A 25,323-nucleotide genomic window follows, 5' to 3' on the forward strand; every position below is an offset into this window, starting at 1 on the left:
AATCACCCACAAAACATCATCTTCCAAGAATAATAGATCCTCTGGACCACGGTAAAATATCCAAGGACAATAACCAGGATAACAGCAATCTCCATGATAAAACCTCCAAGAACCGAACCCAAAAACGCCCCCAACATTAATATTAATAGTCTTTCAGCCCTTTCAGCAACCCCAACACTACAAGGTACGCCTTCACCCTCTGCACGGGCCCTAACATAACTCACACTTAAAGAAGCATGAAGTGCCAACATCCCAGTTAACCAGCCTATAAAACCGCCATAGGTTATACCTACCAGTATAAACGCGTCCGAGAACCTGTCTAGAGTTGAATCCAAGAATCCTCCAAATTTCGTCGCCTTAGAATTTCCCCTTGCAATAGCCCCATCAATAATATCCATAAAACCACTCAAGGCTATTAACAACCCCCCGAGAAACAAGTTCTTCACCGCAAAAGTGTAAGCGGCCACCAAAGCGATTATAAAACCGGCTAGGGTAACATAATTTGGGTTTACCTTAATCCTTGATGCTATGGGGTCTGTTATCCTCCCAAGGTAGGGTCTGAGATTATTTAACATAGAATATTCTTATAAAATTCAATTTATATATATCCATGGGGGGCATAGAATCCGAAAGCAGATCCAAAATGAAGATCATAAAAACAGATAAAAATTTAAAGGACCATTTAAAGGCGGCTAGAACCATCCTAGAGGGTGGTGGCATCGTATTATATCCCACAGACACACTATACGGCCTTGGCGTCAACGCCTTTAATGAAGAGGCTGTAAAAAGACTCTACAGATTAAAGAGAAGACCTCTTAATAAACCAATATCTATATGCTTACATGACACAAAATGGATAAGAAAAGTCGCCCACATCAACCCCAAAATTGAAAGATTAATCACCAAACTTCTACCAGGACCATTCACAATCATACTCAAAAAAAAGAACACAGTCCCCCAGATTTTAACAGGAGGCACCGAAAAAATTGGTATAAGAATCCCAGATAATATCATCTCCAGGGAACTTTCAAAGGAATTCCCAATAACAAGTACAAGTGCAAATATATCCGGGATGAAAACCCATAATAACATCAGGGACATAATCCAACAAATAGGTGAAGTCGACCTAGCCATAGATGCAGGCCCCCTTAAAGGGGGAGCATCCACCGTAATAGATCTTACAACCGATCCTCCGAAAATTTTAAGAAAAGGAGCGGATATTGAAAAAATCAAAAAAATCATAGAAGGCGTAAGGGCATGAAACTCCTCTCAAACTTTAAAAAACCAGCCAAGATACCTACAGGTTGTTCCCTGGACAAAATACTTGGAGGGGGCGTGGAAAAAAGGAACCTCACACAGTTCTATGGACCCCCAGGATCTGGGAAGACGAACATAGCCATCAAACTAGCCGTTGAAACAGCGAAAAACCATGGAAAAGTAATATTCATAGACACAGAAGGTGGAATGTCAATCGAAAGGATAAGACAAGTGGCTGGTAAAGACTTCGACAAGATAGCTAAAAAGATAATATTATTTGAACCAGGAACATTCCATGAACAAGGCGAAACAATAAGAAAAATATGGTCACTCCTACAAAGACACCCACAAGAATTCGATCTCATAATCCTAGACTCGGCCGTGGCATTATACAGATTAAAGGATGGGAGCTCCCCAAGGATACACAGTGAACTAGGCAACCAAATGGCCCTACTTCTAAGGATGGCGAAAAAGTATGATCTTGCAGTTGTAATCACAAACCAAATATATTCTCTATTTGACGCAGAGGGTAGAAACGCCATTGAACCCGTAGGGGGCACCATACTCAAATATTGGAGTAAAATAATCATCGAACTACAAAAAGGAGATGTGGTCGGTGAACGCCGGGCAATTTTAAAAAGACACAAAAACAAACAGGAAGGACTTGAAACAACATTTAGGATAGTTGAAAACGGCCTTGAAGGATAATCCACATAAGCTCATACTAGGTAAAAACTTTTATTTATAATAATCTAAAAAAATCATGACAGATTTACTGTTGGTGAAAAGAACACCACAATCATAAACTGTAGTGATATGCATGATTTCCCCCAAAAAATATTACAAAACCGTTAAAATACCACCAAATGGTTTTAAAAGTGTTAATGAATTCTTTAATCATGTCTTCAAGGACAAAGAGATGATATGGATGGGCCAAAATACAAACCATCTTAATGATCATCATGAAATAAAAGAAGCAATGATAGAATTCATAAAAAGTAACGAATACTGTAAATACCCCCCACCAGAAGGATTCCCAGAACTCCAAGAATTAATACTAAAAGACCTGGGATTAAAAAACGGCTTCGAATCCCTCATAACCGCCGGGGGGACAGAATCCCTCTACCTATGCATGCACAGCTACATAGAACCAGGTGACAGGATCATAACATCAGACCCAGGATACCTAATAATCGAAAACTTCGCCAAGAGATTCGGGGCAAAAGTAACAAGCGTACACATATACAACAAAAAATGTTCATACAAACTCACCCCAAAACTCGCAAGAGATAACATAGACGAGAAAACAAAGATAATATCACTCATAGACCCCCTCAACCCCCTAGGATCATCCTATACAAAAGATGAAATAAAAGAATTCGCCGAAATATCCGAGGAAAAAGACCTATACCTACTACATGACATAACATACAGAGACTTCGCGAAAAAACACCACCTAGCAGCAAAATACGCCCCAGAAAGGACCTTAACAATCTACAGTTTCTCAAAAATCTGTGGAATGGCCGGTCTCAGAATAGGGGGTGTTATAACAGCACCAGAGATGATGGAACCCCTCAAAGCAGCTATCATAAACGACCTTGGGACAAACGCCCTATCACAAATCGGCGCCATAAAAGCCCTAAAAACCAAGAAAAAATGGATAAAAAGAGTGCGTGAACGCACATACAAAAACCAGAAGATCATAAAAAAAGCCGTTGATGAAGTTGAAGACGCATTCATACCAGTATACCCATCAAACGCTAACATGATGGCCATAGACATATACAAGACAGGAGTATCCCCAGATGATCTAACAGAATCCCTCTTAAAGAGAAAAATCTTTGTAAGACAGGGATCATACACCAGCAGATTCTATGGTAACAGATACATCCGCCTAAGCTTCTCAATCCCAAAAGAACAAGTTAAAATATTCGCAGAAAACTTCACAGACCTAATGGGATTCCTAAGAAACTAAAAAAAGGAAACTCATCCACCTTAAGGATCATCCAAACAATCATTTAAGCAGGAAGCCCCTCCCATCAGAGAAGGGTAGTTCAACGAACAGATAATAGGAGGTGATGATTCAATGGATAAACTGACAATCCTCCTTCTAATAGTTATAATAGCAGCTATAGGGGCTGCAGTTGGTTACCAATATTATGGAGGGGAAGGACTAAAATTACAAAACCAGACCCAATTGAAAATCCAAAACCAGACACAATACATGAACCAAACCCAAAATCAAACACGATACAGGAACCAAACCCAAAATTGTTCCGCATACGAACAGATGACTAAAAACATTAATCCACTCCAATATCAGGACCAGAACATGTTCCACGGAGAATTAATACAGCATCAAGAACAAAACAGAAACCGGATCCAGAACAAGCCATGAAAAATTATTCATTCCCCAGATACAGAAATGAATAGCATCATATATGAACATCCCCAAAAAAAAGTATTTATTTTTCCTGTACTACCTCGTATCCCACTTTTTTTTTTAACCATACAAGCAAACCTTCCATCCCCCAACGGGCCAAACTTGGTATTCCCTTCTCACAAACCTACTGTCCACTAAATTACAGCCAAAGCCTTGTAAGAGTATTTCAATCGCTTTTAATGTAATAATATTCTCCGATTTCTTTCTGCTTACGGTCAAGGAAACTATTGAGTTTGTTTACCCTGGGCCTTTTTGTCTCTTTATCTCTTCTGAATGTTATCCCCACCTGGGAGAGGAAACTGTTCATCGCCTTTCGAAGTTCTGTTGGACTTGTCGCATACCCTTCTATACTAGGTGTACCATGGAATACCATGGCTCTGTCTGATACATAATCGAGGAATATGATATCATGGTCTATTATAATCGCAGAAGAGTCTCTGCCCTCTATTATCTTCCTCATGGCTTTAGCCGCCATCAGCCTCTGTTCAACGTCTAGGAAGGCTGTGGGTTCATCGAAAACGTAAAGATCCGCCTCCATGGATAAGGTTGTGGCGATAGCTAATCTCTGGAGTTCTCCTCCACTTAGCTCTTCAACCCTTTTATCCTCTAACTCCTCAAGGGAGAAAGGCCTTGCAACTTCGCTTTTAAATAGTTTGGTACCGTATCCTTGCGCGTTTAATTGCAGAAATTCTCTAACAGTGCCCTTAAAATCTGATTTTAGGTATTGTGGCTTATAGGCCACCTTAAGTTTCTTTTTAATTTTACCTTTATCTGGTTTTTCAACCCCTGCTAGGATCTTGGCAAAGGTTGTTTTACCTATGCCATTGGGTCCGAAGGCTGTTACAATCTCTTTCAAGTATATTTTACCCTCTTCAACATTCAATTGGAAACTATTATATTTTTTGGTTAAATTTGAGTATTCGGTGAGTGTTTCACCTTCTTCTTCTGGTGTGGGTGGTTTGATTTTAAATTGGATTTCACTTTTCCTGAATCTAACGTTCTCTTCTCTTAGGAACCCCTTTATGTAGGCGTTTATACCAACCCTCACACCCCTCCTCTTTGATACAACACCATAGGCTCCAGGTTTCCCATAGAGTACATGAACATAATCTGAGAGGGCGTCAAGGGCTGCGAGATCATGTTCTATCACCATAACGGCTTTACCCTCTTCTTGGAGGGATCTTATCACCTTAACCGCGTTTAGCCTCTGTCTAACATCTAACCAGGATGTTGGCTCGTCAAAATAATAAAAGTCAGCATCTCTAAGGGCGGCTGCGGCTATAGCTATGGTCTGGAGTTCTCCTCCACTCAACTTTTTTATATCCCGTTTTAATATAGGTTCAAGTTCAAGAGTTTCAATAATAAAATCTAGTTTACCACGCTCATCAGCCCTTGTTAAGAGCTCATCCACTCTACCCTTCACATATTCTGGAATAAGGTCTATCAACTGTGGTTTATGAACAGTCCTTAACTTACCCGTGGAAAGTTTCTTAAAATATTCCTGCAATTGGGATCCCCTGAAGAAGCGTATTATCTCATCCCACCCTGAGGGGTTTTCATAATCCCCAAGGTTGGGTTTCAATTCACCTGAAAGTATACGGCTTATAGTTGACTTACCAATCCCATTAGGTCCTATAAGTCCAACCACATCCCCTTGGCTGATAACTGGCAATCCGAAAAGTTCGAACATGTTCTCCCCATAACGGTGAACAGGATCCTCAAGGGCCTCCGGCAAGTTTATTATACTTACAGCATTAAATGGGCACCTGTTAGTACATATACCGCAACCAGAACATAATTCCTCTGATATAATGGGCTTTTTAGTTTTTTCATTGATTATTATTGTGTCTTCACCCATCCTGACACCAGGACAGTAATCGATACACAGATAATTACACTTTTTCGGCTGGCACCGATCATGATCCAAAATGGCGATCCTAGTCACTCACATCACCATAGAAAAAAATACTCATTCACCCTATTATACTATAACCTAATAAGTAAAACAGTTATTATCAAAGTTTCCCCCTTGAATTTCCCCTAAAAATTTCATCTACTTTAAAAATAAAGGGAGAAATAAAATTAGAAAAACTAGTACAATTTTTTAAACGCCAAATCTATGTCCTCTGCCTTAACGGTTTTTCTACCAGCATGTTTTGCGAGTTTAACAGCTGCTGCCGCCACCTCTTCGCCTATTTCCTCCAGGGCCTTTGCTAGTGCCTCCCTCGCATCATCACTTATTCTCTGCGCACCGGCATTCTTTATAATTCTCCCAACTGGTGCTATTGGCAATTCACCCATAATATCACCTCAATTTTATCCTGAACTACCACACCCTATCGGGTGGAGTTTCCTGCTTCAACGATAAGACTCACCGGCATACTCCACCAGTAGAGGTCTCATCTCCACAGGCACAAAGGACCGTCCCAGCCCCGTATAGCCATAATCTATTTTCACATAGCTTATATATTTTTCGGCTTTCACCCCCCCATAGGGGGGCTTCCCCGCGGATAAAGTTAAATTTATCCTCCCTTCAGCCATCTTTGTGACTAACATCCCAGAAATTTGAAAAAAATTTACCCCTATAATCCCATGAAGATTTCACACAAAAAAATATCATACACACCATCATATAATATAACAAAAAAATTAGGGAGAGTGAAAATCTTAGATGAAACAAGTCATTATAATCCGCACAGACCTTAAAATGGGGAAAGGTAAAATCGCGGCTCAAGCCTGCCACGCATCCATAGAATCATACAAGAGAACAACCCCAGAAAAAGTGAAAAAATGGGAAAATGAAGGTTCAAAGAAGATAATCTTGAAAGTGGAAAACCTAGAAGAGCTCATGGAAATATACGAGGCGCTGAAAAAAACAAAAATCCCCCACTACCTCGTACGGGACGCAGGACACACACAACTACCCCCAGGTACAATAACAGCCCTTGGCATAGGCCCAGACGACGATGAAAAAATAGATAAGATAACAAAGCACCTAAAACTATTATAAGCCCACGAAAAAACAAGAGAATAACCACTAGACCCCTAATTTTTTCATCACAACATAAATACCATGGAGGACAGACAATGAAATGGATCGTGAAAATAGGGGGAAGCCTATTTCCCCACAATGCGAGAAAACTATTAAAAAATCTCCTAGGCGAAAACATCATCATCATAGCAGGGGGCGGGGAACTCGCAGATAAAATAAGAGAATACGATCATGAGCTCGGATTTTCAGACATCGCAAGCCATGAAGCCGCCATACTATCCATGGACATAATGGGCATACTCCTCGCAGACCTTGTAAAAGGAGCCAAGACAACCCACACCATAAAAGGGGCTAAAAAAATAATAAAAGATGGTAAAATACCAGTACTCCTACCATCAAGGATCCTACATTATCTAGATCCCCTCAAACATTCATGGAAAGTAACATCAGACTCCATCGCATTTTATATATCAAAGCTCATACATGCAAACCTATTAATAGCAACAAACGTAGATGGTATATATACAACACACCCCACTAAAAGTGAAGCTAAACTTATAAATGAAATAAGCGCTAAAAAGTTACTAACTTTTGGCGAAACCGCAGTGGATGAAGAACTACCAAAACTCCTACTAAAATACAAATCTGATTGTTACGTAGCAAATGGAAAACATCCCCAGAGGATCCTTTCCATCATAAAATCCACTGAAACAACATATACAAGGATAAGAGGTGACCAAACTTGGCAAAGATAAGATGCACATCTTGCAGACAAGAAATACCCCTAGTTGAAAGTTATGTGAAATTCGAATGCCCATTCTGCGAAGAAACCATATACAGATGCGAAAAATGCCGAACCTTCGGCCACCCATACAAATGTAAATGCGGATTCGAAGGCCCATAAAAATCCTCCTACTTTCTCCCCCTAATCCTTATAAGAGATTCTAAAATATTCCAGTACCCTAGGGTGACTCCTAGGTCACCCCCCAGGGGATCTAGCGCATGGAAAATCCAAGAAAAAAATCTACCCTCCCACATTCCAGGAGGGTGGCCCTGCAACCAACATATAAATAATAATAATGGATCAAATATTATTAAAATCGGAGGGAGATAATAATGGGAGAAGTTCTCGCTACCATAAAACTAATGCCAGAAAGTCCCGATGTGGACATGTCAAAACTAAAGGCTAAAATTCAATCATCAATACCAAAAGACGCTGAATTATATAAGATAGAAGAGGAACCCGTCGCATTCGGTCTCATAGCCCTCAATGTGATGGTTATCGTAGATGATGCGGCTGGGGGGACAGAGAAGGTTGAAAAAAAATTATCAGAAATTGAAGGTATAAGTAACATAGAAGTAACCGACCTGCGACGTTTAATTTAAACAAAGGGTGGTTGAGATTCTTGATCTCATCCTCACCTGTATTCTAGGGATACTATGCGGCACCATAACAGGTATCATACCAGGCATCCATGTTAACACTATAGGCGCCCTCACCTTCACCGCCACACCCATACTCCTCAAATTTTTTCCCCCAGAATCCTTAGCCGTTTTCCTCCTCTCAATGTCCATAACCCACGCACTCCTAGAATTCATACCATCCATGCTAGTGGGCGTCCCAGACGAAGCAACAGCATTATCCATACTACCAGGCCATAGGATGGTCCTGGAGGGATGGGGTAAAAAGGCTATAAGATTAACAACCATCGGCGGCCTTGGGGGTATAATATTTACAGTATTATCCATACCACTATTCCTAGTTCTCTTCCCCCCAGCAAATGAACTCCTAAAGCCATATATAGGACTATTACTCCTCATAATGTCAATCTATCTTATAATAAGTTTGAACAGGAACCTAGAGACCATCACATGGTCCCTGATAATATTCATCCTATCCGGGATTATGGGATGGATCATGCTAAACACTCCACTCTCACCCAACATTTCACTCTTGTGTACTTTCAGCGGCCTTTTTGGTGTCAGCACACTACTTCACAGTCTAGGTGAAAATTCAATCCTACCCAGTAAATGAAATAAAAATCAACACAAGACACCTGAGGGGAGTTTTCGGGGGTGGGATCGCCGGAGCCCTACTAGGGTTTCTCCCAGGTTTTGGACCGGCACAAGGCAGCATATTAGCCCAGGAGATCAGCGGCGGGGACGATGATCGGGTGGAGAATCTTTTAACATCCCTAAGCGCCTTGAACACATCAGATACTCTCTTTTCCCTCATGACCATTTACCTTATAGGAAATGCCCGCAGTGGAATAGCAGTATACATCTCAAAGATAATAGAAAATTTCAATTTAAACCATCTCATATTCTTCAGCTTCACAGGTATAGTATCAGCAACCATATCATTTATCCTATGCATAAAAATAGGGGATCACCTGATCGATCATCTCCAATACGTGGACTATAATAAGCTCACAAAATTCTTAATATACTTTATAAGCCTCCTCGTGATAACATTTTCACTGTTAGAAAATGCACCATTACATTTCATTTTACTAGCCTATGTAACTTCCATAGCCCTTGGCCTCATACCCCACCATGTAGGCGTTAGTAAATCCCATCTCATGGGGGTTTTCATAATACCGGCCCTAGCCATCTACCTCTAACGGATAAGAATTACCTCCCTGGCAAGTCTCCTAGAAGCTTCAACAAAAGGAGAAACATTAACACCCGGGAACGGATCAACAATACAAAGATCATATTCTTCATCAATGAGCCCTGGCAGATCCCTTATATCCTCATTATATACCTCGAAATCCTCCTGCTTACCCCCTTTAAGCCAGTTCACTTCCAAGTTTATAAGGGTCATTTCCAGGCCATCACTCCATATATCATTAAATATTACTTTACTGGCTCCTGCAAAGAGCGCGAACAATCCTAGGGTCCCCGGTCCACATGTCGCATCTATAACCTTAAATGAACCCTTAAATTTCTTCAGGATATTATAGAGGCTCATCAACTTCAAATACGAAGACCCTGGAGATTCTATGTGTATTCTACTCTGTCTCTTATAAATACACAAGGCTCCTATCCGGGTTTTTATAATATCACAGCGCATATCGCATCCAGCTAATCTCTCATATACGACAGGTTCATGTTCTGAATCGAGGATACCCACTGTCATCCTAGGATCCCCCTTTATAACCCCTTTAACTTCTGGTACCTCCCTGATTATGCGTTTAGCGGTTCTCTTATCCAACCTCTCTGATAATAATATTAGAGACTTGGGTAATAAGAATGGTGGTCTTGAAAGAGGATAACCTATGCTCATAAGTGGCGTGCCAACACTTCTCAAAGTTGATCCTTTATCTAATAGACCCTCCTCGACCATTATAACCAGTATATGCCCCATTGTAGTGTCAAGGTGCCTTTTACCACACCCACATTTACCCCAGTCCCTATCAACAGCCTCTAGGTCTACCTGATCCTCGAGGGGGATCCTCTTGTCCAAATGGAAGTCATAACAATCCTTACATCCATTATAAAAACCCTTGATCTTTTCTAACAAAGATCTCCTATCTAGTATGCACTCCCCCCCACATTCACACTTTAACCCCATATAAAATTTAAATATGATACTCATCATATTAAAAAGTGATTCTCATGAAAGATAAAAGGAAGGAGATCTTAAGAGAAATCCTGGGAGAATTCGCTGATGACAGCTTCGAAGCAGAAAATGGAAATGTTAAATCAGAAAAGGAGAGCACCCTCGACATCGATAAAATAATCCAGAGAAAACTTTCAAAACCTAAAAGAGCAGATGTTAAAGAAGTCGAAATCATAGAAGAAGAACTAATCCCCCTCTACAAGGTTTCCCTCCCAGAATTCTCCGAAAAAGAAAGGGAACTTATAAATGAAATAAGGGCAAAGGTCGTGGAAGCTGCTGTAACCGCCGGCGGCGAGTTCCAAATCGACAAAAAAACCCTCATGAAAGAGATTAAAGACTTCCTCAGGGTGAAGGGGATTCGAAACATTGACAGACTCGCCAAGCAAATCGTCCAAGAAATGCTAGGTTATGGCGAAATAGACCCCCTAATAAGAGACGATAACCTTGAAGAGATAATGATAATCGGCGTGAAAAAGCCCGTTTTCGTCTACCACAGAGACAAGGGCATGATGATAACAAACCTCATCTTCGATGATGCCGAGGATATTAAAGCCCTAATTGACCTAATCGCAAGACAAGTAGGCCGACGCATAGACCAACAAACACCAATCCTAGATGCAAGATTACCCGACGGTTCAAGAGTCAATGCAACCATACCCTCAGTATCACCAGATGGACCAACCCTAACCGTACGTAAATTCAGAAAAGACCCCTACACCATCATAGACCTCATCAACTTCAAAACATTATCATCATATCTCGCAGCATTCCTCTGGGTATGTACCGATGGCCTTGGAGTCAAACCATGCAATGCAATAATCGCAGGGGGAACAAGTTCAGGTAAAACAACAACCCTGAATACAATAGCGGCCTTCATACCACCCCGTGAGAGGGTCATCACTATCGAGGACACCCTAGAACTCCAACTCCCACACCCCCACATCCTAAGACTGGAAACAAGACCGCCAAACATAGAAGGAAAAGGCGAAATCGACATGGACACCCTCGTCAAAAACTCCCTCCGACAAAGACCAGACAGGATAATAGTAGGAGAAGTAAGGGGCCCCGAAGCCATAACATTATTCACAGCCTTAAACACCGGCCATTCAGGGTTCGGAACATTACACTCAAACACTGCGCAAGAAACCATCACCAGACTCGCAAACAGGCCCATGAACGTCCCAAGTATTATGATACCCGCATTGGACTTCATAATAATGCAGAATAGAATGTACAGTTCATCTGGTCGCTCAATAAGGCGCATAACCGAAGTGGCCGAGGTCGTGGGGATGGAAGAGGATAGAGTCCAATTAAACAGGATATTCGAATGGGATAACGTCACAGACAAGGTCGAATACGTGGGCATAGCAAGCCAAACCCTGAGAGAAATAGCAGAACTACGAGGCATGAGCATAACTGAAATAGAAGAAGAAATCGAAAGAAGAAGACTAGTCCTAGAATACATGGCTGAAGAGAATATAAGATCCATAGATGAAGTGGCCAAATATATACACGGATATTATAAGGATCCTGAAAAGATCCTAGAGAAAGTACTCTAAGGAGAAACCCCACACAATCGGGGGCGTCTAAAATGGTTTTAAAAAAAATTTTTGAAAAACTCGGCAGCATAACAATAGACACGAGCAAAAAAGTGGAAGAGGGAGTTAAGGCCCCAGCAGCGAAACTAGCCAGCATCAGACCACTATTCACAGGTAGACGCGATTTCAGGGAGACCATAAAACGTAGAAGCACCTCAATGATAATGGAACGGATGAGGATGACCCCCGAAGAAGTGGAAGTATTTAAAGAACTTATAGAAGCCGACAAACGCCGAGAAGAGGAGAAAAAAGAAAGCGAAAAAAAGTATACGGAAGCTTCACTCGAAGAATTATTAAAAGAAGAGGAAAAGAAGTTCGACCCCAAGATACTGCTAATGCTTGGAACCGTTTCAGGCCTCATATTACTACTGATAACAATCACACTAGGCCTCGGCCTAGATATCGGTCTAATACTAATGTTCGCAGTAACTTCCCTATCAGTAATTCTAACAGTCGCACCAAAATTGCAAAAGGGTAGAAAATCCAGTGAAGCATCACGCCAACTACCATTCGCTTTAAGGCAGATGGCAACAGAACTTAGAGCAGGACTAGGACTCCACGACACCATGCGCTCAGTGGCGCTTTCAGGGTATGGAGCGTTATCTGAAGAATTCGCAAGGACACTTGAAGAGATAAAGTATGGTGAAAGTACTGAGAATGCCCTACGGGAAATGTGTAACCGGGTGGACTCTGAAGGCCTGGATAGGGCTGTCTATCAGATTACAAGGACGCTTGAAAGTGGAGGTGACCTAGCCAAGACCCTTAATATTATAGCAGAGGATATAGCCTATGAGATGAGAATGAAACTCAGAGATTATTCCCAGAAGCTTAACTCATTCACCATGATATACATGTTCATCGCCATCCTCGGACCGGTAATATTCCTCGTAATGTTACTTGCAGCCGCCACAATCATGGAAGGGTCAGTTTTACCCCCAATCGCAATATTATTATTATACCTGTTATTATTCCCAATGATAGTAGGATTCATGGCCTTCATGGTAAAAAGACTCGAACCAAAATTATAATATCCCCTAATAGGATTCTACTCCCCCCATATGATGAAAAGGCACCCATATACTCTAAAATATGGGGACACTTCAGCTAATAATATTTAAAACTTTCGATTACCTTTAAATCATAAATTATTTCTATTTTGCAAATAAACTCATATATTAGTTGCTGCACATTTCCCCAATATCTGGGGGGAGTAGCAGGAGAGGTGGGTGGGGAAAAGCAGAAAAAATCTGGGAGTATAAACTCCCAAAAAGTTGCTAAGGGATGAATAACATCCCTAACTATCTGCTATATCAGGAAGGGAAACAAAAAAACCCACAAAGGGGATGGGAAAATCCCCCAAATGCAATAACCCCAAAGGTGATATCTATGAAATTTGGTATCGAAATCGTCCCAAGCATGCCAATAGACGAGGTAGTTGAAGTCGTTAAATTGGCAGAGGATGTCGGCTTTCAATACGCTTGGATAACAGACCACTACAACAACAGATATGTATATCAGGTCCTCGCCTTACTTGCTAAAGAAACCGAGACCATCAGAATAGGTCCAGGTATAACAAACCCCTATGTTAGGAACCCAGCAATAACAGCCTCAGCCATAGCAACCCTAGATGAAATCTCAAATGGAAGAGCAAACCTCGGTATCGGACCCGGTGACAAGGCCACATTCGACAAATTAGGCATCGCATGGGAAAAACCAATATCAAGAATAAAAGAGGCAATATCCATAGTAAGAACCCTAACAGCCGGAGAAGCACTTGACACAGGCGCAAAATTAGATTACAAGCCCGTGCAGGAGAAAATCCCAGTATATATGGGTGCCCAGGGTCCAATGATGCTCAAAACCGCCGGTGAAGTGGCAGATGGTGTGCTAATTAATGCTTCAAACCCAAAAGACTTCGAAGCAGCTGTTCCAAACATAAAAGAAGGGGCAGAAGCCGCAGGCAGAAGCATTGATGAAATCGACGTCGCCGCATACACCTGCACCTCAGTAGATGAAGACCCTGAAAAAGCAGCAAACGCCGCTAAGATAGTGGTCGCATTCATAGCCGCAGGATCACCACCATTCGTACTCGAAAGACATGGCCTACCAGCTGACACACAACAGAAATTCGGCGACCTCATAGCCAAAGGAGACTTTGGCGGTGCAATAGCAGCAGTAGACGACGCATTAATGGAAGCATTCGCAATTGTAGGCACACCCGATGACCTCGTGCCTAAAATAGAAGCCCTCGGTGAAATGGGCGTAACACAATATGTTGTCGGTTCACCAATAGGACCAGACATGAAAAAATCCATAAAACTCGTAGGGGACATCATAGAAAGCTTCTAAAAAAAAGCTAAAATTCACCACCAAAATTTTTTATACTCTCTCTATTTTTTTTTTTTTTTTTTTTTTTTTTTTTTTTTTTTTTTTACTTTCCTTTTTCCAATAGAATATTAAATAATAAAAGAACATACCCAATAATAACCTTTCTTTTTCTAGGAATAAATATGATGAGAGAGTTAGCGCTGAAAACAAGGAAAAAAGCCATTAAAAGGATTAGAAGAAAAACACCAGAAGAATTAGCAACTAGCTGGTGCCAAGAAGATCTGCTCTACTCTGGAAAAGGCAAAGCCATCTTCATGATACTCCCAACCAGGGGATGCTCATGGGCACTATCCAAAAGTGGCGGTTGCACCATGTGCAGCTACCTTTCAGATTCACTCCTCGAAGACATCAAAGCCGAAAAATTAAACAAGATATTCAAAGATCTAATATCCCAGTATAGGATAAAAGAGAAAACCGCAGTCAAAATATTCATCTCAGGCAGCTTCCTAAACCCAGAAGAATTCCCAGAAGAATCAAGGAAATTCATACTAGAATACCTCAATAAGATAGACAAAATAGAAGAGATAATAACAGAATCCCGGCCAGAATACGTAAACAAGAAGATACTCATTGAATGTTGCAAACAAGCACCAAACAAAATACTAGAAGTCAGCATAGGACTTGAAACAGCAGACGATTACACACGCAAATACAAGATAAACAAGGGCTTCACGAAAGAAGACTTCAAAAGAGCCATAAGATGCATAAAAAGCTTGAAAGGGGATTTCAATATAAAATCAAAGGCTTATATCTTTATAAAACCCATTTTAACAAGTGAAAAAGAAGCTATCCAAGATGCCATAGACTCCGCAGTCTACGCGGAAAAGGTAGGCGTCGACAGAATATCATTCTGCCCATCAACCATACACAAAGGCACAGTAATGGAAGAACTTTGGAAAAGAAGCTCATACAAACCCCCATGGATATGGAGCCTCATCGAAATCATAAACAACACACGAAAAAACCTTAAAATACCAACAATAATGGACACTTCAGGAGTCGGCACACCAAGAGGCCCCTACAGCTGCAAAAAATGTAACCTGAAACTTAAAAAATTAATCATAGAATCCAACCTAACCCAAAAAACCATACCACCAATAAAATGCAACTGCTACAATAGATGGGTTGCCGAAAAAGAACTCGGAGACTTCACAAGATCAACAAATAACATCAAATACCAAACCTATGGATAATCAACCCCCCACACACTAAAAGAAAAATCACAAAAAGTCAACAAACTAGCCCATCCTATCGTATAAGGCTTCCAACCTCCAGAACAAGATTTTTATACCCGTTCCCCCCACCAGCACCCCACACAGGACATGAACCATCTTGAAAATCAAGGGCACAACCCAAATTCCAATGCTATAATCTTCCCTACCCGTTAGTCAAACCCCCCCATCCTACCAGGGAAGATCCCCCCAAATTGGGGGGTCTTCTTGCCCGCTCCTAGATAAAAAAATTAGAAAGTCACACAGGATACCTCCCAAAAAAACGTGGACAGATGAACAATTTTAGCAATAAAGACCATAGGATGGGGTGCTTAACCTCCAGAGCCAGCGGCTAAAATTAAAAGGTAAAACCTATTCCAGGCGCCGGGAAGCACCCCCCCACTTAGGGGGTGTGCTAATTCACAAGGGGGAGATCCTATGATCGGAATAAGCGCAGACTTCGACCCACTACATAAAGGACACATGAAACTTATAGAAAAAGGACGCGAAATAGCGGAAAAAACTGGAAGCAAGCTCGTCATATACCTTAACAAGGATTATAGCGCCAACCACGCCCCATTCTTCGCGTCATATGAAGCTCGTGAAAAAATGGCCCTTGAAGCAGGAGCCGATAAAGTTATACCAATTGAAGGCCTGCACTACAGGCTAACACTAGCATACACCGTACCTATAAGGATAGCTATGATGATAGAAGACGGTGTTACAGATTACGTGGATGCTGCTAACGTACTCCCAAAAATCATAAAAAAGGAAGCAGAATATTTCGTCAAAAGAGGCATATTCAGTGGAATACCAAGAAAACTTCCGAATAGGAACGTTATCAGATGGTTCGCAGTCAACGAATTCTTCCAGAAAAAATACAACCGGAAAATGAAATTTCACATAATCCCAGAACTTACAGAAAACGGTTCAAAAATTTCAGGAAGAGAAATAAGGAAAAAAATAATAGAAAATAACCTGAAAATAACCGAAGACGTGGCCAAACTTCTACCAGAAACCACTATAAAAATCCTCGAAAAAGAACTGAAAGATAAGAAAGCCCCAGGCAAAAGGAACTTTAATTTAATAAAGGATAAGATGAACAAGCTTTCACGGGCAGACCTCCAATATATAGCCTATCTTAACGCCGACCTCATAAACTCCATCATCAAATGGAGACCATACAATACAGAAAACCAGATATGGGCAACCTTCAGAAGGGCCGGGTATGGTCCAGTACTTACAAGACTAGCTTTAAGTTCAATGGAAATGAATGTAACAAGGAGAGAGGTCTATAATCTCATAGGATACTATGAGAAAAAAGGATGGATACCACCAGATCAAAAAAGGGAGAGGATAATCCAAAGGGCCTGGTTCATATCAAAGAGCGTGAAAAAAGGTTACACTTCAAGAGAAGCCCATGAAAAGTTCCTAGAACGCCCCAGGCCCCTGAATGGGCCCTTAAAATCCTTCAAGGCTGGGATAAGTTTAAAAAGGTCTGAAATCGGAAAATTAAAAGAAGGAACAGAAGCCAAAATATATGTAAAGGAGAATGACATTATCTCCTGCCAGATAAAGGATGGGATGAAAATTAAAAGTCCATTAATCCTCCCAGGTGAGATGGCAACCTATCTCCGGTTAATCATAGATTCACATTTCATACCATTCAATGGTAAGCTCATCAAAGAAAATGAGAGCTTCAGGGTCAAAATAAGTATCGGATGAGCTATTTCTTTCCTCTGTGCTCTACTATAGGACACGTCCAAGATTTACAAAATGTCATGACAAAACTGCCATCATCAGTATCCAGGTGGATCCTCCAGCACTCATCATCATAAAATTTGAATTCAACATCAAGGATCCTTTTACCAATGAGTTTTTTAAGATTCTCCCTACAATCATCTATAATATCTTCTCCCAACTAAATCACCTTACTACTATTTTATTCCATCAACAATTATAAACCTTTTACATGATCAAAAATCCTACCATAATCTTCAAATACCATCCCAATATCATCCAATCCCCTGATTATCCTTTTAAAGGTTTTAGACGTGCACTTTAACATTATAGGGGTTATATTTTCAGATAAAAATGATTCAACATCCTTCATCTCCTCATATCTCCTCTGTGAATGATAAGCCGAACTTATAACCCTTGAAATTGCACGCTCCCTAAAACCCGCACCCTCCGTCTCCTCAAGTATTTCCAACAAATCCCCATCAAGGCCCATCCGATACGCTGCTAAGAGAGTCTCCCATAAAAGTGCTGAGACACCCTTCGTATAAGAACTCCTCAACATTTTAAGTGCAGAAGCATCACCAACCTCCACACCCCTAACCTCTATATTAAACCCATAATCATTTAACCTGGCAAATTCATGGGCATAATCCCCTGATGCTAAAATTTTAACCCCCAAATCCCTACTTATACGTCCCATGATAGCAGCATCAACCACCTTACCATTCATTATATAACTGAGGGCTTTTTTCACAGTAGAAGGCGCAATATTATTTACATCAACATAAACCCCCCTAACATGATCACCAACTTCCCTGGCGACCTTCACAGCCACCCCAGGGGTGACCGCAGAGATCACCATATCAGATCTTCTAGAAACATCCACAATATCATCACATTCAGTAACCCCCAGATCATGTGCCAATCTCCTCGTACGTTCACTCCTCCCCCTTGTAGCGGTTAAAACTTCAACTCCCCCATCTAAAAGTTTCAAGGCCATGGTAGATGCCACTTCCCCAAAACCTATAAAACCCACCTTAATAATATCAAACCTCCCACAAGCCCCCCAACAACATGGGGGGTGGTTACTAATTAATTTTTATCATCACATTAGATCCTACCCTAACTCCAATATCCTTCGCTATGGCCGTGCACTTGGCATTTAATAGGCAAAATACTGGTTTTTTGTCAAGTGGAGCTTCTGTTAGGCCCTCATAATTGCCAAGGCCCTTGGCTATTATAACTTGGGAATTGTCAAATATTTTCCTGAATTCATCTGAAAATTCATGGTAGATTACACCCACTGAATCTGTTCCAGTTGTAACAATATCCGCGATTTTATTGAGTCCCGCTTCTAAAGCATCCTCTACGCAAGCATCATTGAGAATAGGCTCATCTTTAACAGCGACTGTAACACTCACATCATAATCCAAGAGTTTCTCTATGAGTAACTTGTCGAATATGATCTCACCAGTATTATCCGCGAGATAGAGTACCCTACTGGATTTTTTCAGATCCTCTTCGAGGATTCTAGTATGGTTCACCTCCAAGGGGGAGTTGAGGGATTCTACAACCACTTTTTCATGGTCGAATTCGAGTCCAAGGGCTCCGAAGTCTATTATGTTACCTGTTATCGCCACCTTCACGAAATCTTCAAGGTTTTCATTATCTTCTAGGAACTTCCTGGCAATTGGCAGAAAATCCTGAGCGATCTTGTTACATCTTCTCTTTTCACTAGCATAAGGGTCCCTGTTCCCCGTCATCTTTTTGATGAGTCTATGGATACTAGTGCCTATCTCATTGGATACCGCCCCTTCCTTAAACGTGGAATCGAGTAAACTTATTATCCTTTTCATTATTTTGAATTTTAGTTTCTCATCATCTGTCGCAAGATCCAATGCTTCTCTTGCTTGTCTGAGAAAACATGGAGCACATTCATAGTATACTCTCATGATACTATCCACCATATATTACCCTGATAACCTCTATAATATCGCCATCATCCACCTGTTCCTCTTCAACTACTATTTCACCATTCTTTTTAACCACAACAGCTTCTAGGGGGATGTCGAAATCTTTAAGAACATCCTTAATGGTTAATTTTTCCTTGATCTTCATTGCCTTTTTCTCATCATCTATTATGAGAGTGAATTTCATCTTGTAACCTCCCTATCTCCCCAAGGAGAGTGCAAGCCCTGCATAAGTCTCTAGTGGATGGCTGACCACACCTCACACACTCTCTTAATATGGACTCCTCCTTAAGCTCTTTTTCCAAAGCCTTTCTGATTTTTTCATGACCCCTCAAAGTAGAATATAAGATGGTGGGATGATCCTTTCTTAATCCTGTTAGGATTGTGCCTATTTTTTTCCTGAAGGAAGTTTTCCGGTATGGACATTCCTCCAGGTGGACGTTCAGGCCCTTCGCCATTACATATGCTGTAACTTCTTCTTCTGGGATTTCTCTGAGTGGTTTGATCTTGGTTACAAATTTTTGTGAATAGGTTGCGGGGCCTATCCTTGTGAGGTTTTCTATGTTCCCTTCTAGGTAATTCATTACTATTGCCTGGACTTCATCGTCAAGGTTGTGTCCGGTTGCTATCTTATCTGCTCCGAGTTTTTTGGCTTCCTTGTTGAGTATCCATCTTCTGAGCACTCCACAGTATGTGCATGCTTTCCTTGAGGGGTTTAATGCCATTATCTCGTCTATTGTTATCTTGAAGTGTTTTTTGAATGAGAATATGTGTTGTGGTATTCCAAGTTCTCTACAAGTTTTTGACGCGTATTCTATCCCCTTTTCTCGGTAGTCTCCTATGCCTTCGTTGACTGTTATTGCCTCGAGTTCTATTATGTTCCTCTCTGAAAGGATTGATAGTATATCTAGTACTGTTGTACTGTCCTTTCCACCTGAAAGGGCGACTAGTACTCTATCGTCTTTTTTTATTAGTTTGTATTTTTTTATGTCCTTGAGGACTTTCCTTTGGAGTGTTTTAATGAAGCATTCTTTGCATAGGTGTTGTCCCGAGTATTTTCTGTGGATGATAACATTTTCTGAGCCACATTTTGTACATAACATTATTCTGCTCCCTAGAATAGTTATAGTTTGAATGGTTTCCGGAAGAGTTCAAGGTCCTGTCTGTAGTCTTTTCCTGTGACGAGTGCTATTTCGGCTTTTTGTAATTCGGCTCCGAGGTATGCGGCATGTTCTAGGCGGGTTACAAGGTTCTTTTTTATGATCTCCTCGTAAAGTTTCTTGGCATTATCTGATACTAGGGCAATCTGTGGTTCCATGTTTTTGTAGTGTATCACTTTTATTTTATCATCTTCTACTAGTATCTTGAAACTTCCTGCCTTGTCTTGTATGAATTCGATCCCGCCTTGTGCTTCGATGATGGGGACTTCTATTTTTTCTTTTACCTTTTCATGCTTTCTCTTGTCCTTGAAGAGTATGAGGTCTATGCCTAGGTTTTTGGGGATTGATTTTCTATTTTTTGCAAGGAACATCATGCGTGATGCTACTGCGAGTTCATATGCGCTGCCCTTGTTTTTACCGCTTACTTCTGGCGTGAAGAGGATGCCCGCGCCTAATTCCATGCCCATGCCTGCTAGCAGGGCGTTCACCCCTGTTGAGTCTACATCTATGAGTTCCGCGACATTTCCCGCGCCAAAAAATATTGGCTCCGGGTTTCTTGATGTGTATTCTCTGCAGGCTTTTATTGAATCTACAATACTTTTACTGTTGACAGGATCCAAGATGGGATCCGGGATAACATCTATACTCTTACATTTTCTCTTTAGGGATTCTAGGGATTTTACCTTTTCCTCGGCCGTTTCAGGTATCCAACCTCGGTTATAATCTGTTGGTAGTATAACTGCTGGTATGTTTTTTTCTTCTAGCAGGGGTAATACTTCCTTGTAGTTTCCATGATCGAGACTTAGAACCAGATCTGCGCCGGCTTTAACAGCTACTTCTATCTCATCAGGGTTTAGAGTGTCGATACTCACTGGTAGGTTACCAGCCACCCTTTTCACTGTTCTTATTATTTCTGGTATCTGTTTTGATAAGTCTTCGCCTGGTATTGTCCTGATGTCTATTATGTCGGCTCCGCTTTTCATGAGGTAGTTGACCTGTTTTACTAATTGTTCTTTTTTTAGGAATGGTGCCTTTGCAACTTCTGCCAGGACTCTCATGGGGAAGTCTCTTCCAACTGGGAGTTCTCCTACAAGGATGTTTTCCTCTTTTTTTAATAGTTTTTCACGTTTTTTTTCATCCTCTTCAAAATCCTTTATAAACTTAAGGGCCCTTTTCCGCTGTTCTTCTTCTATTAGTCTGTCAGCGGCTTTCTTGGGTGATAGTTTCAGCCTATCTAATAGATCAAGTACTATTGGGAGATCTGCCGCGTCTGTGGGTCCCTTATAGGCTGGGATTCCTGTCTCTTTTGTTATTATACTAGCATCCCTGGGTATTAGGCCTGGTATAAGTATGAGGTCTAGGTCTGAGATGATGGAATCATCTAGTTTTTTTATTTCATTTATTATCCGGCGGGGGGTTAGAAAGGCTGCTATGAGTATGTCCGCGATATGGACATGTACATCATGTTTTTTAGTGGATGAGGCTTTTATTACGAGTTCTCCTGCGAGTTTTCCTGTGATTATAAGTACTTTCATTTTATCCCCCTCTGATTTAAATTTGACCATCATGTATATATACTAAAATTTTATAATGATTAACAATGAAAAATTGGAGGTAGACCATGATCGAAATCCGATTTCATGGACGCGGCGGACAAGGTGCCGTCACAGCAGCAGAAATCCTCGCAAAAGCCGCGTTCGAGGATGGAAAGTACTCACAGGCCTTTCCATTCTTTGGCGTGGAAAGAAGAGGCGCCCCCGTCATGGCCTTCACAAGACTAGATGAAAAACCCATACGAAGAAGACATCAAATTTACAACCCTGATTATGTTGTTGTACTAGATGACGGCCTCCTAGAAGTCGTTGACGTATTCGCAGGACTAAAAACCAATGGCGCAGTCATAATAAACACAAGGGAACAACCCCAAACACCTCCAGGAGCCAAAAAGTATACAATAGACGCTACAGGCATAGCATTAGAAATCCTGGGCCGACCAATTGTAAACACGACAATGCTCGGAGCATTCGCAGGTGCAACAGGAGAAGTGACAATAGACGCCATCATAAAAATAATCAAGGAAACATTCCCCGGCAAAATCGGGGAAAAGAACGCAGAGGCTGCTAAAAAAGCCTATGAGAAGTTGAAAGGGTGAATGTAAATGGAAATAGGAGCCACCGTAAAAGAACCCGGAAGCACCCGCAGAAACAAAACAGGCAGCTGGAGAACCTTCAAACCAATCCTAGACAAGGAAAAGTGTATAGAATGCGACAACTGCATACTATTCTGTCCAGACGCATGCATAAACCCCGAATATGAGATAGATTACGATTACTGTAAAGGATGCGGGATATGCGCAGAAGAATGCCCCGTAAAAGCGATAAAAATGGAAAGGGAAAGATAAAAAGACTGGAGTGGGAAAAATGACACTAAAGATAATATCAACAAATCGGGCAGTCGCAGAAGCCGTGAAACTCGCCAAACCACAAGTAATACCAGTCTATCCAATAACGCCACAAACATCCATATCAGAGTACCTGGCACAATTCGTAGCCAACGGCGAACTAGAAGCAGAATACATACGAGTAGAATCAGAACACAGCGCCATGAGCGCATGCATAGGAGCATCAGCAACAGGTGTAAGAGTATTCACAGCAACATCATCCCAAGGACTAGCACTAATGCACGAAATGCTCTTCGCAGCAGCAGGCCTCAGAAACCCCATCGTAATGGCCAACGCCAACAGATCACTATCAGCCCCCCTAAGCATATGGAACGACCACCAAGACTCCATAGCAGAAAGAGACTCAGGCTGGATACAAGTATACGTTGAAAGCGCGCAAGAAGCCTTCGATTCCATGCTCATATCCTATAAAGTGTCAGAAAACAAAAAAGTACTCCTACCCAGCATGGTCTGCCTAGACGGGTTCATACTAACACACACAGTAGAACCAGTTGAAATACTCCCAGAAGAAGAAGTAGACAACTTCCTACCAGAATATAAACCAGAACATGCCATACTAGACCCAGAAAATCCAATGTCCCTCGGAACATTCACAGACCCAAACTACTACATGGAAGCAAGATACCAAATCGAAGAAGCCACACAAAACTCCAAAAAAATCATAGAAAAAGTCAACAAAGAATTCAATGAAACATTCAACCGCAAATACAACTTCGTTGAAGAATACAAATGCGAAGATGCTGAAATCGTGCTCGTGGCAATGGGATCACTCTGCAGCACCCTAAAAGAACTAGTCGATGAATTCAGAAAAGAAGGTAAAAAAGTCGGCCTACTCAAAGTAAGAGTATACAGGCCATTCCCAGATAAAGAAATCTACAATGCAATAAAAGACGCTGACAAAATAGCAGTCCTTGATAAAAACATCACATTTAGCATGGGGGGAGCCCTCTACACAGATATGATGGCGAAAATACACGACAAAGAAATCTACAACTTCATCCTAGGATTAGGAGGACGCGACATAACACCCCAAAATATCAAAGAGATTGTAGAAAAAACAGAAAAACCAGAAAAGGACATCACATGGATCGGATTAAAGGAGGAATCCTAGATGGAAATCCCTAAAGAAGAACTCCTCGCCCCAGGCCACCGTGGCTGCGCAGGCTGCGGCGCAACCCTAGGCGTAAGATTAGCACTAAAAGTCCTAGGCAAAAATACAATAGCAGTTTCAGCAACCGGCTGCCTAGAAGTTATCACAACACCCTACCCCGAGACAGCATGGGAAATACCCTGGATACACGTAGCATTTGAAAATGCGGCTGCAGTTGCCTCAGGCATAGAAAGAGCCCTGAAAGCCAAGGGCAAAAAGGACATAAACGTGGTAGCATTCGCAGGTGACGGTGGAACAGCAGACATAGGCATGCAAGCCCTCTCAGGGGCCATGGAAAGGGGGCATAACATCATCTACATCTGTTACGATAACGAAGCATACATGAACACAGGAATACAAAGAAGCGGAGCAACACCCTACGGCGCATCAACCACAACATCACCCCCCGGTAAAAAGAGCTTCGGCGAAGACAGGCCAAAAAAGAACATGCCATTCATCATGGCAGCCCATGGAGTACCCTACGTGGCAACAGCATCAATATCATACCCCGAAGATTTCATGAAAAAAGTTAAAAAAGCCAAGGAAACAGAAGGACCAGCATACATACACCTACACCAACCATGCACAACAGGATGGGGATTCGACCCATCAAAGACAATAGAAATAGGGAGACTAGCAGTAGAAACAGGCGCCTGGCTATTATACGAGATAGAAGAGGGAGAATTCAAGATCACATATAGGCCAATCCAACGGAAGCCAGTCACAGAATACCTAGAGGTCCAGAGAAGATTCAAACACTTAAAAGAGAAAGAAAAAGCCAAAATACAAGAGTATATAGACAAGATATGTGCAGAGCTCAGAATATAATTTGGAGGATAAAAAGTTGAAGAAAATCCTAAGCCAACCAGAACTATGTGACGGTTGCAGAGACTGCGAAGAAGCCTGCGAAAAACTCTATGGAGCGCCTAGGATAATGATACGTGAAATAAACGGCACATACTATCCCATCATATGTCAACAATGCGAAGATGCGCCCTGCAAGGCAATCTGCCCCACCGAAGCAATCAATGAAACCATAGACCCAGAAAGGTGTATAGGCTGCGGACTCTGCATGATAGTATGCCCATTCGGGGCCATAGTACTATCAGAGAGAAAAGCCCAAAAATGCAACCAATGCCCCAAAATAGACACACCAGCTTGCATAAAAGCCTGCTCCAAGAGAGCTCTTTCCATAGTAGACGCTGAAAAACTAAAACTCGAAAAACAGGAAAAACACATAGCAAAGATGGCAGGAACCGCGAAACCAAAACTCGACATCATAAATCTAGTCTCAAAAACCAAAAAAGCTGAGGAGAAACTAAAATAGG

At 41.4% G+C, this 25,323-nt stretch carries 30 protein-coding genes; 20 read left to right on the plus strand and 10 right to left on the minus strand.

The annotated features are described in order from the left end of the window. Window positions 1-2: 2 nt before the first annotated feature. Window positions 3-575, minus strand: coding sequence for an archaetidylinositol phosphate synthase (pgsA, locus tag MTTB_RS07335; protein ID WP_248564355.1), 573 nt, complete (start codon window positions 573-575; stop codon window positions 3-5). Between the two features lie 68 nt (window positions 576-643). Here pgsA and MTTB_RS07340 point away from each other — a divergent pair, with 68 nt between their 5' ends. The 4 genes from MTTB_RS07340 to MTTB_RS07355 all read left to right on the plus strand — a co-directional run bounded on the left by MTTB_RS07340 (window position 644) and on the right by MTTB_RS07355 (window position 3,655). Continuing rightward, window positions 644-1,261: an L-threonylcarbamoyladenylate synthase gene (locus MTTB_RS07340; RefSeq protein WP_248564356.1), complete on the plus strand. Its 618-nt coding sequence runs from the start codon at window positions 644-646 to the stop codon at window positions 1,259-1,261. Beyond that, window positions 1,258-1,965, plus strand: a complete 708-nt coding sequence (gene radB, locus MTTB_RS07345; RefSeq protein ID WP_248564357.1) for a DNA repair and recombination protein RadB — start codon at window positions 1,258-1,260, stop codon at window positions 1,963-1,965. The genes MTTB_RS07340 and radB overlap by 4 nt, the downstream gene beginning before the upstream one ends. A 112-nt stretch (window positions 1,966-2,077) precedes the next feature. After that, window positions 2,078-3,232 (plus strand): pyridoxal phosphate-dependent aminotransferase, encoded by a 1,155-nt coding sequence (locus MTTB_RS07350; protein WP_248564358.1) that lies wholly within the window; start codon window positions 2,078-2,080, stop codon window positions 3,230-3,232. Window positions 3,233-3,343: 111 nt separating this feature from the next. Then, window positions 3,344-3,655, plus strand: coding sequence for a hypothetical protein (locus MTTB_RS07355; RefSeq protein ID WP_248564359.1), 312 nt, complete (start codon window positions 3,344-3,346; stop codon window positions 3,653-3,655). Window positions 3,656-3,866: 211 nt separating this feature from the next. Here the strand turns inward: MTTB_RS07355 and MTTB_RS07360 are convergent, their stop codons facing one another. Then, window positions 3,867-5,645, minus strand: a complete 1,779-nt coding sequence (locus MTTB_RS07360) for a ribosome biogenesis/translation initiation ATPase RLI (RefSeq protein ID WP_248564360.1) — start codon at window positions 5,643-5,645, stop codon at window positions 3,867-3,869. A 146-nt stretch (window positions 5,646-5,791) separates the two neighbouring features. Then, a complete protein-coding gene (locus tag MTTB_RS07365; protein ID WP_112093830.1) occupies window positions 5,792-6,001 on the minus strand; it encodes a histone family protein in 210 nt (69 codons plus the stop codon). 370 nt (window positions 6,002-6,371) lie between these two features. On the opposite strand from MTTB_RS07365, the gene pth2 reads away from it, so the two are divergent. From pth2 to MTTB_RS08385, 6 genes are all read left to right on the plus strand, one after another. After that, window positions 6,372-6,710 (plus strand): aminoacyl-tRNA hydrolase, encoded by a 339-nt coding sequence (pth2, locus tag MTTB_RS07370; RefSeq protein WP_248564361.1) that lies wholly within the window; start codon window positions 6,372-6,374, stop codon window positions 6,708-6,710. A gap of 77 nt (window positions 6,711-6,787) precedes the next feature. Then, window positions 6,788-7,447 carry an amino acid kinase family protein gene (locus tag MTTB_RS07375; RefSeq protein ID WP_248564362.1) on the plus strand — a complete coding sequence of 220 codons (660 nt, stop codon included), beginning with the start codon at window positions 6,788-6,790 and terminating at the stop codon, window positions 7,445-7,447. Beyond that, window positions 7,435-7,596 (plus strand): zinc finger domain-containing protein, encoded by a 162-nt coding sequence (locus MTTB_RS07380; protein WP_248564363.1) that lies wholly within the window; start codon window positions 7,435-7,437, stop codon window positions 7,594-7,596. The genes MTTB_RS07375 and MTTB_RS07380 overlap by 13 nt, the downstream gene beginning before the upstream one ends. 212 nt (window positions 7,597-7,808) lie before the next feature. Next, window positions 7,809-8,078, plus strand: a complete 270-nt coding sequence (locus MTTB_RS07385) for an elongation factor 1-beta (protein WP_248564364.1) — start codon at window positions 7,809-7,811, stop codon at window positions 8,076-8,078. 7 nt (window positions 8,079-8,085) lie between these two features. Further along, window positions 8,086-8,727, plus strand: a complete 642-nt coding sequence (locus MTTB_RS08380) for a tripartite tricarboxylate transporter permease (protein WP_282570350.1) — start codon at window positions 8,086-8,088, stop codon at window positions 8,725-8,727. Then, entirely contained in the window at window positions 8,699-9,316 is a 618-nt protein-coding gene (locus tag MTTB_RS08385) for a tripartite tricarboxylate transporter permease (protein ID WP_282570351.1), read from the plus strand. Before MTTB_RS08380 ends, MTTB_RS08385 begins: the two co-directional genes overlap by 29 nt. On the opposite strand, the gene MTTB_RS07395 is transcribed toward MTTB_RS08385, so the two are convergent. Beyond that, window positions 9,313-10,161 carry a hypothetical protein gene (locus MTTB_RS07395; protein ID WP_248564365.1) on the minus strand — a complete coding sequence of 283 codons (849 nt, stop codon included), beginning with the start codon at window positions 10,159-10,161 and terminating at the stop codon, window positions 9,313-9,315. The genes MTTB_RS08385 and MTTB_RS07395 overlap by 4 nt on opposite strands. Window positions 10,162-10,313: 152 nt before the next feature. Here MTTB_RS07395 and MTTB_RS07400 point away from each other — a divergent pair, with 152 nt between their 5' ends. The 5 genes from MTTB_RS07400 (at window position 10,314) to MTTB_RS07420 (ending at window position 17,239) form a co-directional block, all read left to right on the plus strand. Further along, on the plus strand, window positions 10,314-11,876 hold the full coding sequence (locus MTTB_RS07400; RefSeq protein WP_248564366.1) for a TadA family conjugal transfer-associated ATPase: 1,563 nt from the start codon (window positions 10,314-10,316) through the stop codon (window positions 11,874-11,876). A gap of 32 nt (window positions 11,877-11,908) precedes the next feature. Beyond that, window positions 11,909-12,943: a type II secretion system F family protein gene (locus tag MTTB_RS07405; RefSeq protein WP_248564367.1), complete on the plus strand. Its 1,035-nt coding sequence runs from the start codon at window positions 11,909-11,911 to the stop codon at window positions 12,941-12,943. A 358-nt stretch (window positions 12,944-13,301) separates the two neighbouring features. Next, the gene (gene mer, locus MTTB_RS07410) at window positions 13,302-14,264 is read left to right on the plus strand and encodes a 5,10-methylenetetrahydromethanopterin reductase (RefSeq protein WP_248564368.1); all 963 of its coding nucleotides are present in this window, start codon (window positions 13,302-13,304) and stop codon (window positions 14,262-14,264) included. A gap of 161 nt (window positions 14,265-14,425) precedes the next feature. Continuing rightward, window positions 14,426-15,496 carry an archaeosine biosynthesis radical SAM protein RaSEA gene (locus MTTB_RS07415; protein WP_248564369.1) on the plus strand — a complete coding sequence of 357 codons (1,071 nt, stop codon included), beginning with the start codon at window positions 14,426-14,428 and terminating at the stop codon, window positions 15,494-15,496. Window positions 15,497-15,952: 456 nt separating this feature from the next. Next, window positions 15,953-17,239, plus strand: coding sequence for an adenylyltransferase/cytidyltransferase family protein (locus MTTB_RS07420; RefSeq protein WP_248564370.1), 1,287 nt, complete (start codon window positions 15,953-15,955; stop codon window positions 17,237-17,239). Window position 17,240: 1 nt separating this feature from the next. Here MTTB_RS07420 and MTTB_RS07425 read toward each other — a convergent pair whose 3' ends face one another. From MTTB_RS07425 to MTTB_RS07450, 6 genes are read right to left on the minus strand one after another with little or no spacing between them, the layout of a single operon-like run. Beyond that, window positions 17,241-17,435, minus strand: coding sequence for a hypothetical protein (locus MTTB_RS07425; protein WP_248564371.1), 195 nt, complete (start codon window positions 17,433-17,435; stop codon window positions 17,241-17,243). Window positions 17,436-17,471: 36 nt separating this feature from the next. Then, a complete protein-coding gene (locus MTTB_RS07430; protein ID WP_282570352.1) occupies window positions 17,472-18,290 on the minus strand; it encodes a DUF1932 domain-containing protein in 819 nt (272 codons plus the stop codon). Between the two features lie 52 nt (window positions 18,291-18,342). Then, window positions 18,343-19,206, minus strand: coding sequence for a damage-control phosphatase ARMT1 family protein (locus tag MTTB_RS07435; protein WP_248564373.1), 864 nt, complete (start codon window positions 19,204-19,206; stop codon window positions 18,343-18,345). Window positions 19,207-19,210: 4 nt separating this feature from the next. Further along, a complete protein-coding gene (locus tag MTTB_RS07440; RefSeq protein ID WP_248564374.1) occupies window positions 19,211-19,411 on the minus strand; it encodes a MoaD/ThiS family protein in 201 nt (66 codons plus the stop codon). Continuing rightward, entirely contained in the window at window positions 19,386-20,327 is a 942-nt protein-coding gene (locus tag MTTB_RS07445; protein WP_248564375.1) for a TIGR00269 family protein, read from the minus strand. Before MTTB_RS07445 ends, MTTB_RS07440 begins: the two co-directional genes overlap by 26 nt. Window positions 20,328-20,347: 20 nt before the next feature. Further along, entirely contained in the window at window positions 20,348-21,919 is a 1,572-nt protein-coding gene (locus MTTB_RS07450; RefSeq protein WP_248564376.1) for a dihydropteroate synthase-like protein, read from the minus strand. Between the two features lie 86 nt (window positions 21,920-22,005). Between MTTB_RS07450 and porC the strand changes: the two genes are divergently transcribed. Genes porC through MTTB_RS07475 form a run of 5 tightly spaced genes read left to right on the plus strand, consistent with a single transcriptional unit; the run spans window position 22,006 to window position 25,322 of the window. Then, window positions 22,006-22,536: a pyruvate synthase subunit PorC gene (porC, locus tag MTTB_RS07455; RefSeq protein ID WP_248564377.1), complete on the plus strand. Its 531-nt coding sequence runs from the start codon at window positions 22,006-22,008 to the stop codon at window positions 22,534-22,536. Window positions 22,537-22,542: 6 nt separating this feature from the next. Then, window positions 22,543-22,785, plus strand: coding sequence for a pyruvate synthase subunit PorD (gene porD / locus MTTB_RS07460; RefSeq protein WP_248564378.1), 243 nt, complete (start codon window positions 22,543-22,545; stop codon window positions 22,783-22,785). Window positions 22,786-22,804: 19 nt separating this feature from the next. Further along, entirely contained in the window at window positions 22,805-23,956 is a 1,152-nt protein-coding gene (gene porA, locus MTTB_RS07465) for a pyruvate synthase subunit PorA (protein WP_248564379.1), read from the plus strand. After that, on the plus strand, window positions 23,957-24,823 hold the full coding sequence (porB, locus tag MTTB_RS07470) for a pyruvate synthase subunit PorB (protein ID WP_248564380.1): 867 nt from the start codon (window positions 23,957-23,959) through the stop codon (window positions 24,821-24,823). 16 nt (window positions 24,824-24,839) lie between these two features. After that, on the plus strand, window positions 24,840-25,322 hold the full coding sequence (locus MTTB_RS07475; RefSeq protein ID WP_248564381.1) for a 4Fe-4S dicluster domain-containing protein: 483 nt from the start codon (window positions 24,840-24,842) through the stop codon (window positions 25,320-25,322). Window position 25,323 lies beyond the last annotated feature (1 nt).

The sequence above is a fragment of the Methanothermobacter tenebrarum genome (genome assembly GCF_023167465.1).
In the GTDB taxonomy this organism is placed as follows: Archaea; Methanobacteriota; Methanobacteria; order Methanobacteriales; family DSM-23052; genus Methanothermobacter_A; species Methanothermobacter_A tenebrarum.

Coding starts and splice junctions, on each gene's coding strand:
- MTTB_RS07405 (WP_248564367.1), top strand. CDS start 11,909: ATGGTTTTAAAAAAAATTTTTGAAAAACTCGGCAGCATAACAATAGAC.
- MTTB_RS07435 (WP_248564373.1), bottom strand. CDS start 19,206: ATGAGAGTATACTATGAATGTGCTCCATGTTTTCTCAGACAAGCAAGA.
- mer (WP_248564368.1), top strand. CDS start 13,302: ATGAAATTTGGTATCGAAATCGTCCCAAGCATGCCAATAGACGAGGTA.
- MTTB_RS07450 (WP_248564376.1), bottom strand. CDS start 21,919: ATGAAAGTACTTATAATCACAGGAAAACTCGCAGGAGAACTCGTAATA.
- MTTB_RS07400 (WP_248564366.1), top strand. CDS start 10,314: ATGAAAGATAAAAGGAAGGAGATCTTAAGAGAAATCCTGGGAGAATTC.
- pth2 (WP_248564361.1), top strand. CDS start 6,372: ATGAAACAAGTCATTATAATCCGCACAGACCTTAAAATGGGGAAAGGT.
- MTTB_RS07355 (WP_248564359.1), top strand. CDS start 3,344: ATGGATAAACTGACAATCCTCCTTCTAATAGTTATAATAGCAGCTATA.
- porA (WP_248564379.1), top strand. CDS start 22,805: ATGACACTAAAGATAATATCAACAAATCGGGCAGTCGCAGAAGCCGTG.
- MTTB_RS07365 (WP_112093830.1), bottom strand. CDS start 6,001: ATGGGTGAATTGCCAATAGCACCAGTTGGGAGAATTATAAAGAATGCC.
- radB (WP_248564357.1), top strand. CDS start 1,258: ATGAAACTCCTCTCAAACTTTAAAAAACCAGCCAAGATACCTACAGGT.
- MTTB_RS07375 (WP_248564362.1), top strand. CDS start 6,788: ATGAAATGGATCGTGAAAATAGGGGGAAGCCTATTTCCCCACAATGCG.
- MTTB_RS07440 (WP_248564374.1), bottom strand. CDS start 19,411: ATGAAATTCACTCTCATAATAGATGATGAGAAAAAGGCAATGAAGATC.
- MTTB_RS07445 (WP_248564375.1), bottom strand. CDS start 20,327: ATGTTATGTACAAAATGTGGCTCAGAAAATGTTATCATCCACAGAAAA.
- MTTB_RS07420 (WP_248564370.1), top strand. CDS start 15,953: ATGATCGGAATAAGCGCAGACTTCGACCCACTACATAAAGGACACATG.
- MTTB_RS07385 (WP_248564364.1), top strand. CDS start 7,809: ATGGGAGAAGTTCTCGCTACCATAAAACTAATGCCAGAAAGTCCCGAT.
- MTTB_RS07415 (WP_248564369.1), top strand. CDS start 14,426: ATGATGAGAGAGTTAGCGCTGAAAACAAGGAAAAAAGCCATTAAAAGG.
- porD (WP_248564378.1), top strand. CDS start 22,543: ATGGAAATAGGAGCCACCGTAAAAGAACCCGGAAGCACCCGCAGAAAC.
- porB (WP_248564380.1), top strand. CDS start 23,957: ATGGAAATCCCTAAAGAAGAACTCCTCGCCCCAGGCCACCGTGGCTGC.
- pgsA (WP_248564355.1), bottom strand. CDS start 575: ATGTTAAATAATCTCAGACCCTACCTTGGGAGGATAACAGACCCCATA.
- porC (WP_248564377.1), top strand. CDS start 22,006: ATGATCGAAATCCGATTTCATGGACGCGGCGGACAAGGTGCCGTCACA.
- MTTB_RS07340 (WP_248564356.1), top strand. CDS start 644: ATGAAGATCATAAAAACAGATAAAAATTTAAAGGACCATTTAAAGGCG.
- MTTB_RS07350 (WP_248564358.1), top strand. CDS start 2,078: ATGATTTCCCCCAAAAAATATTACAAAACCGTTAAAATACCACCAAAT.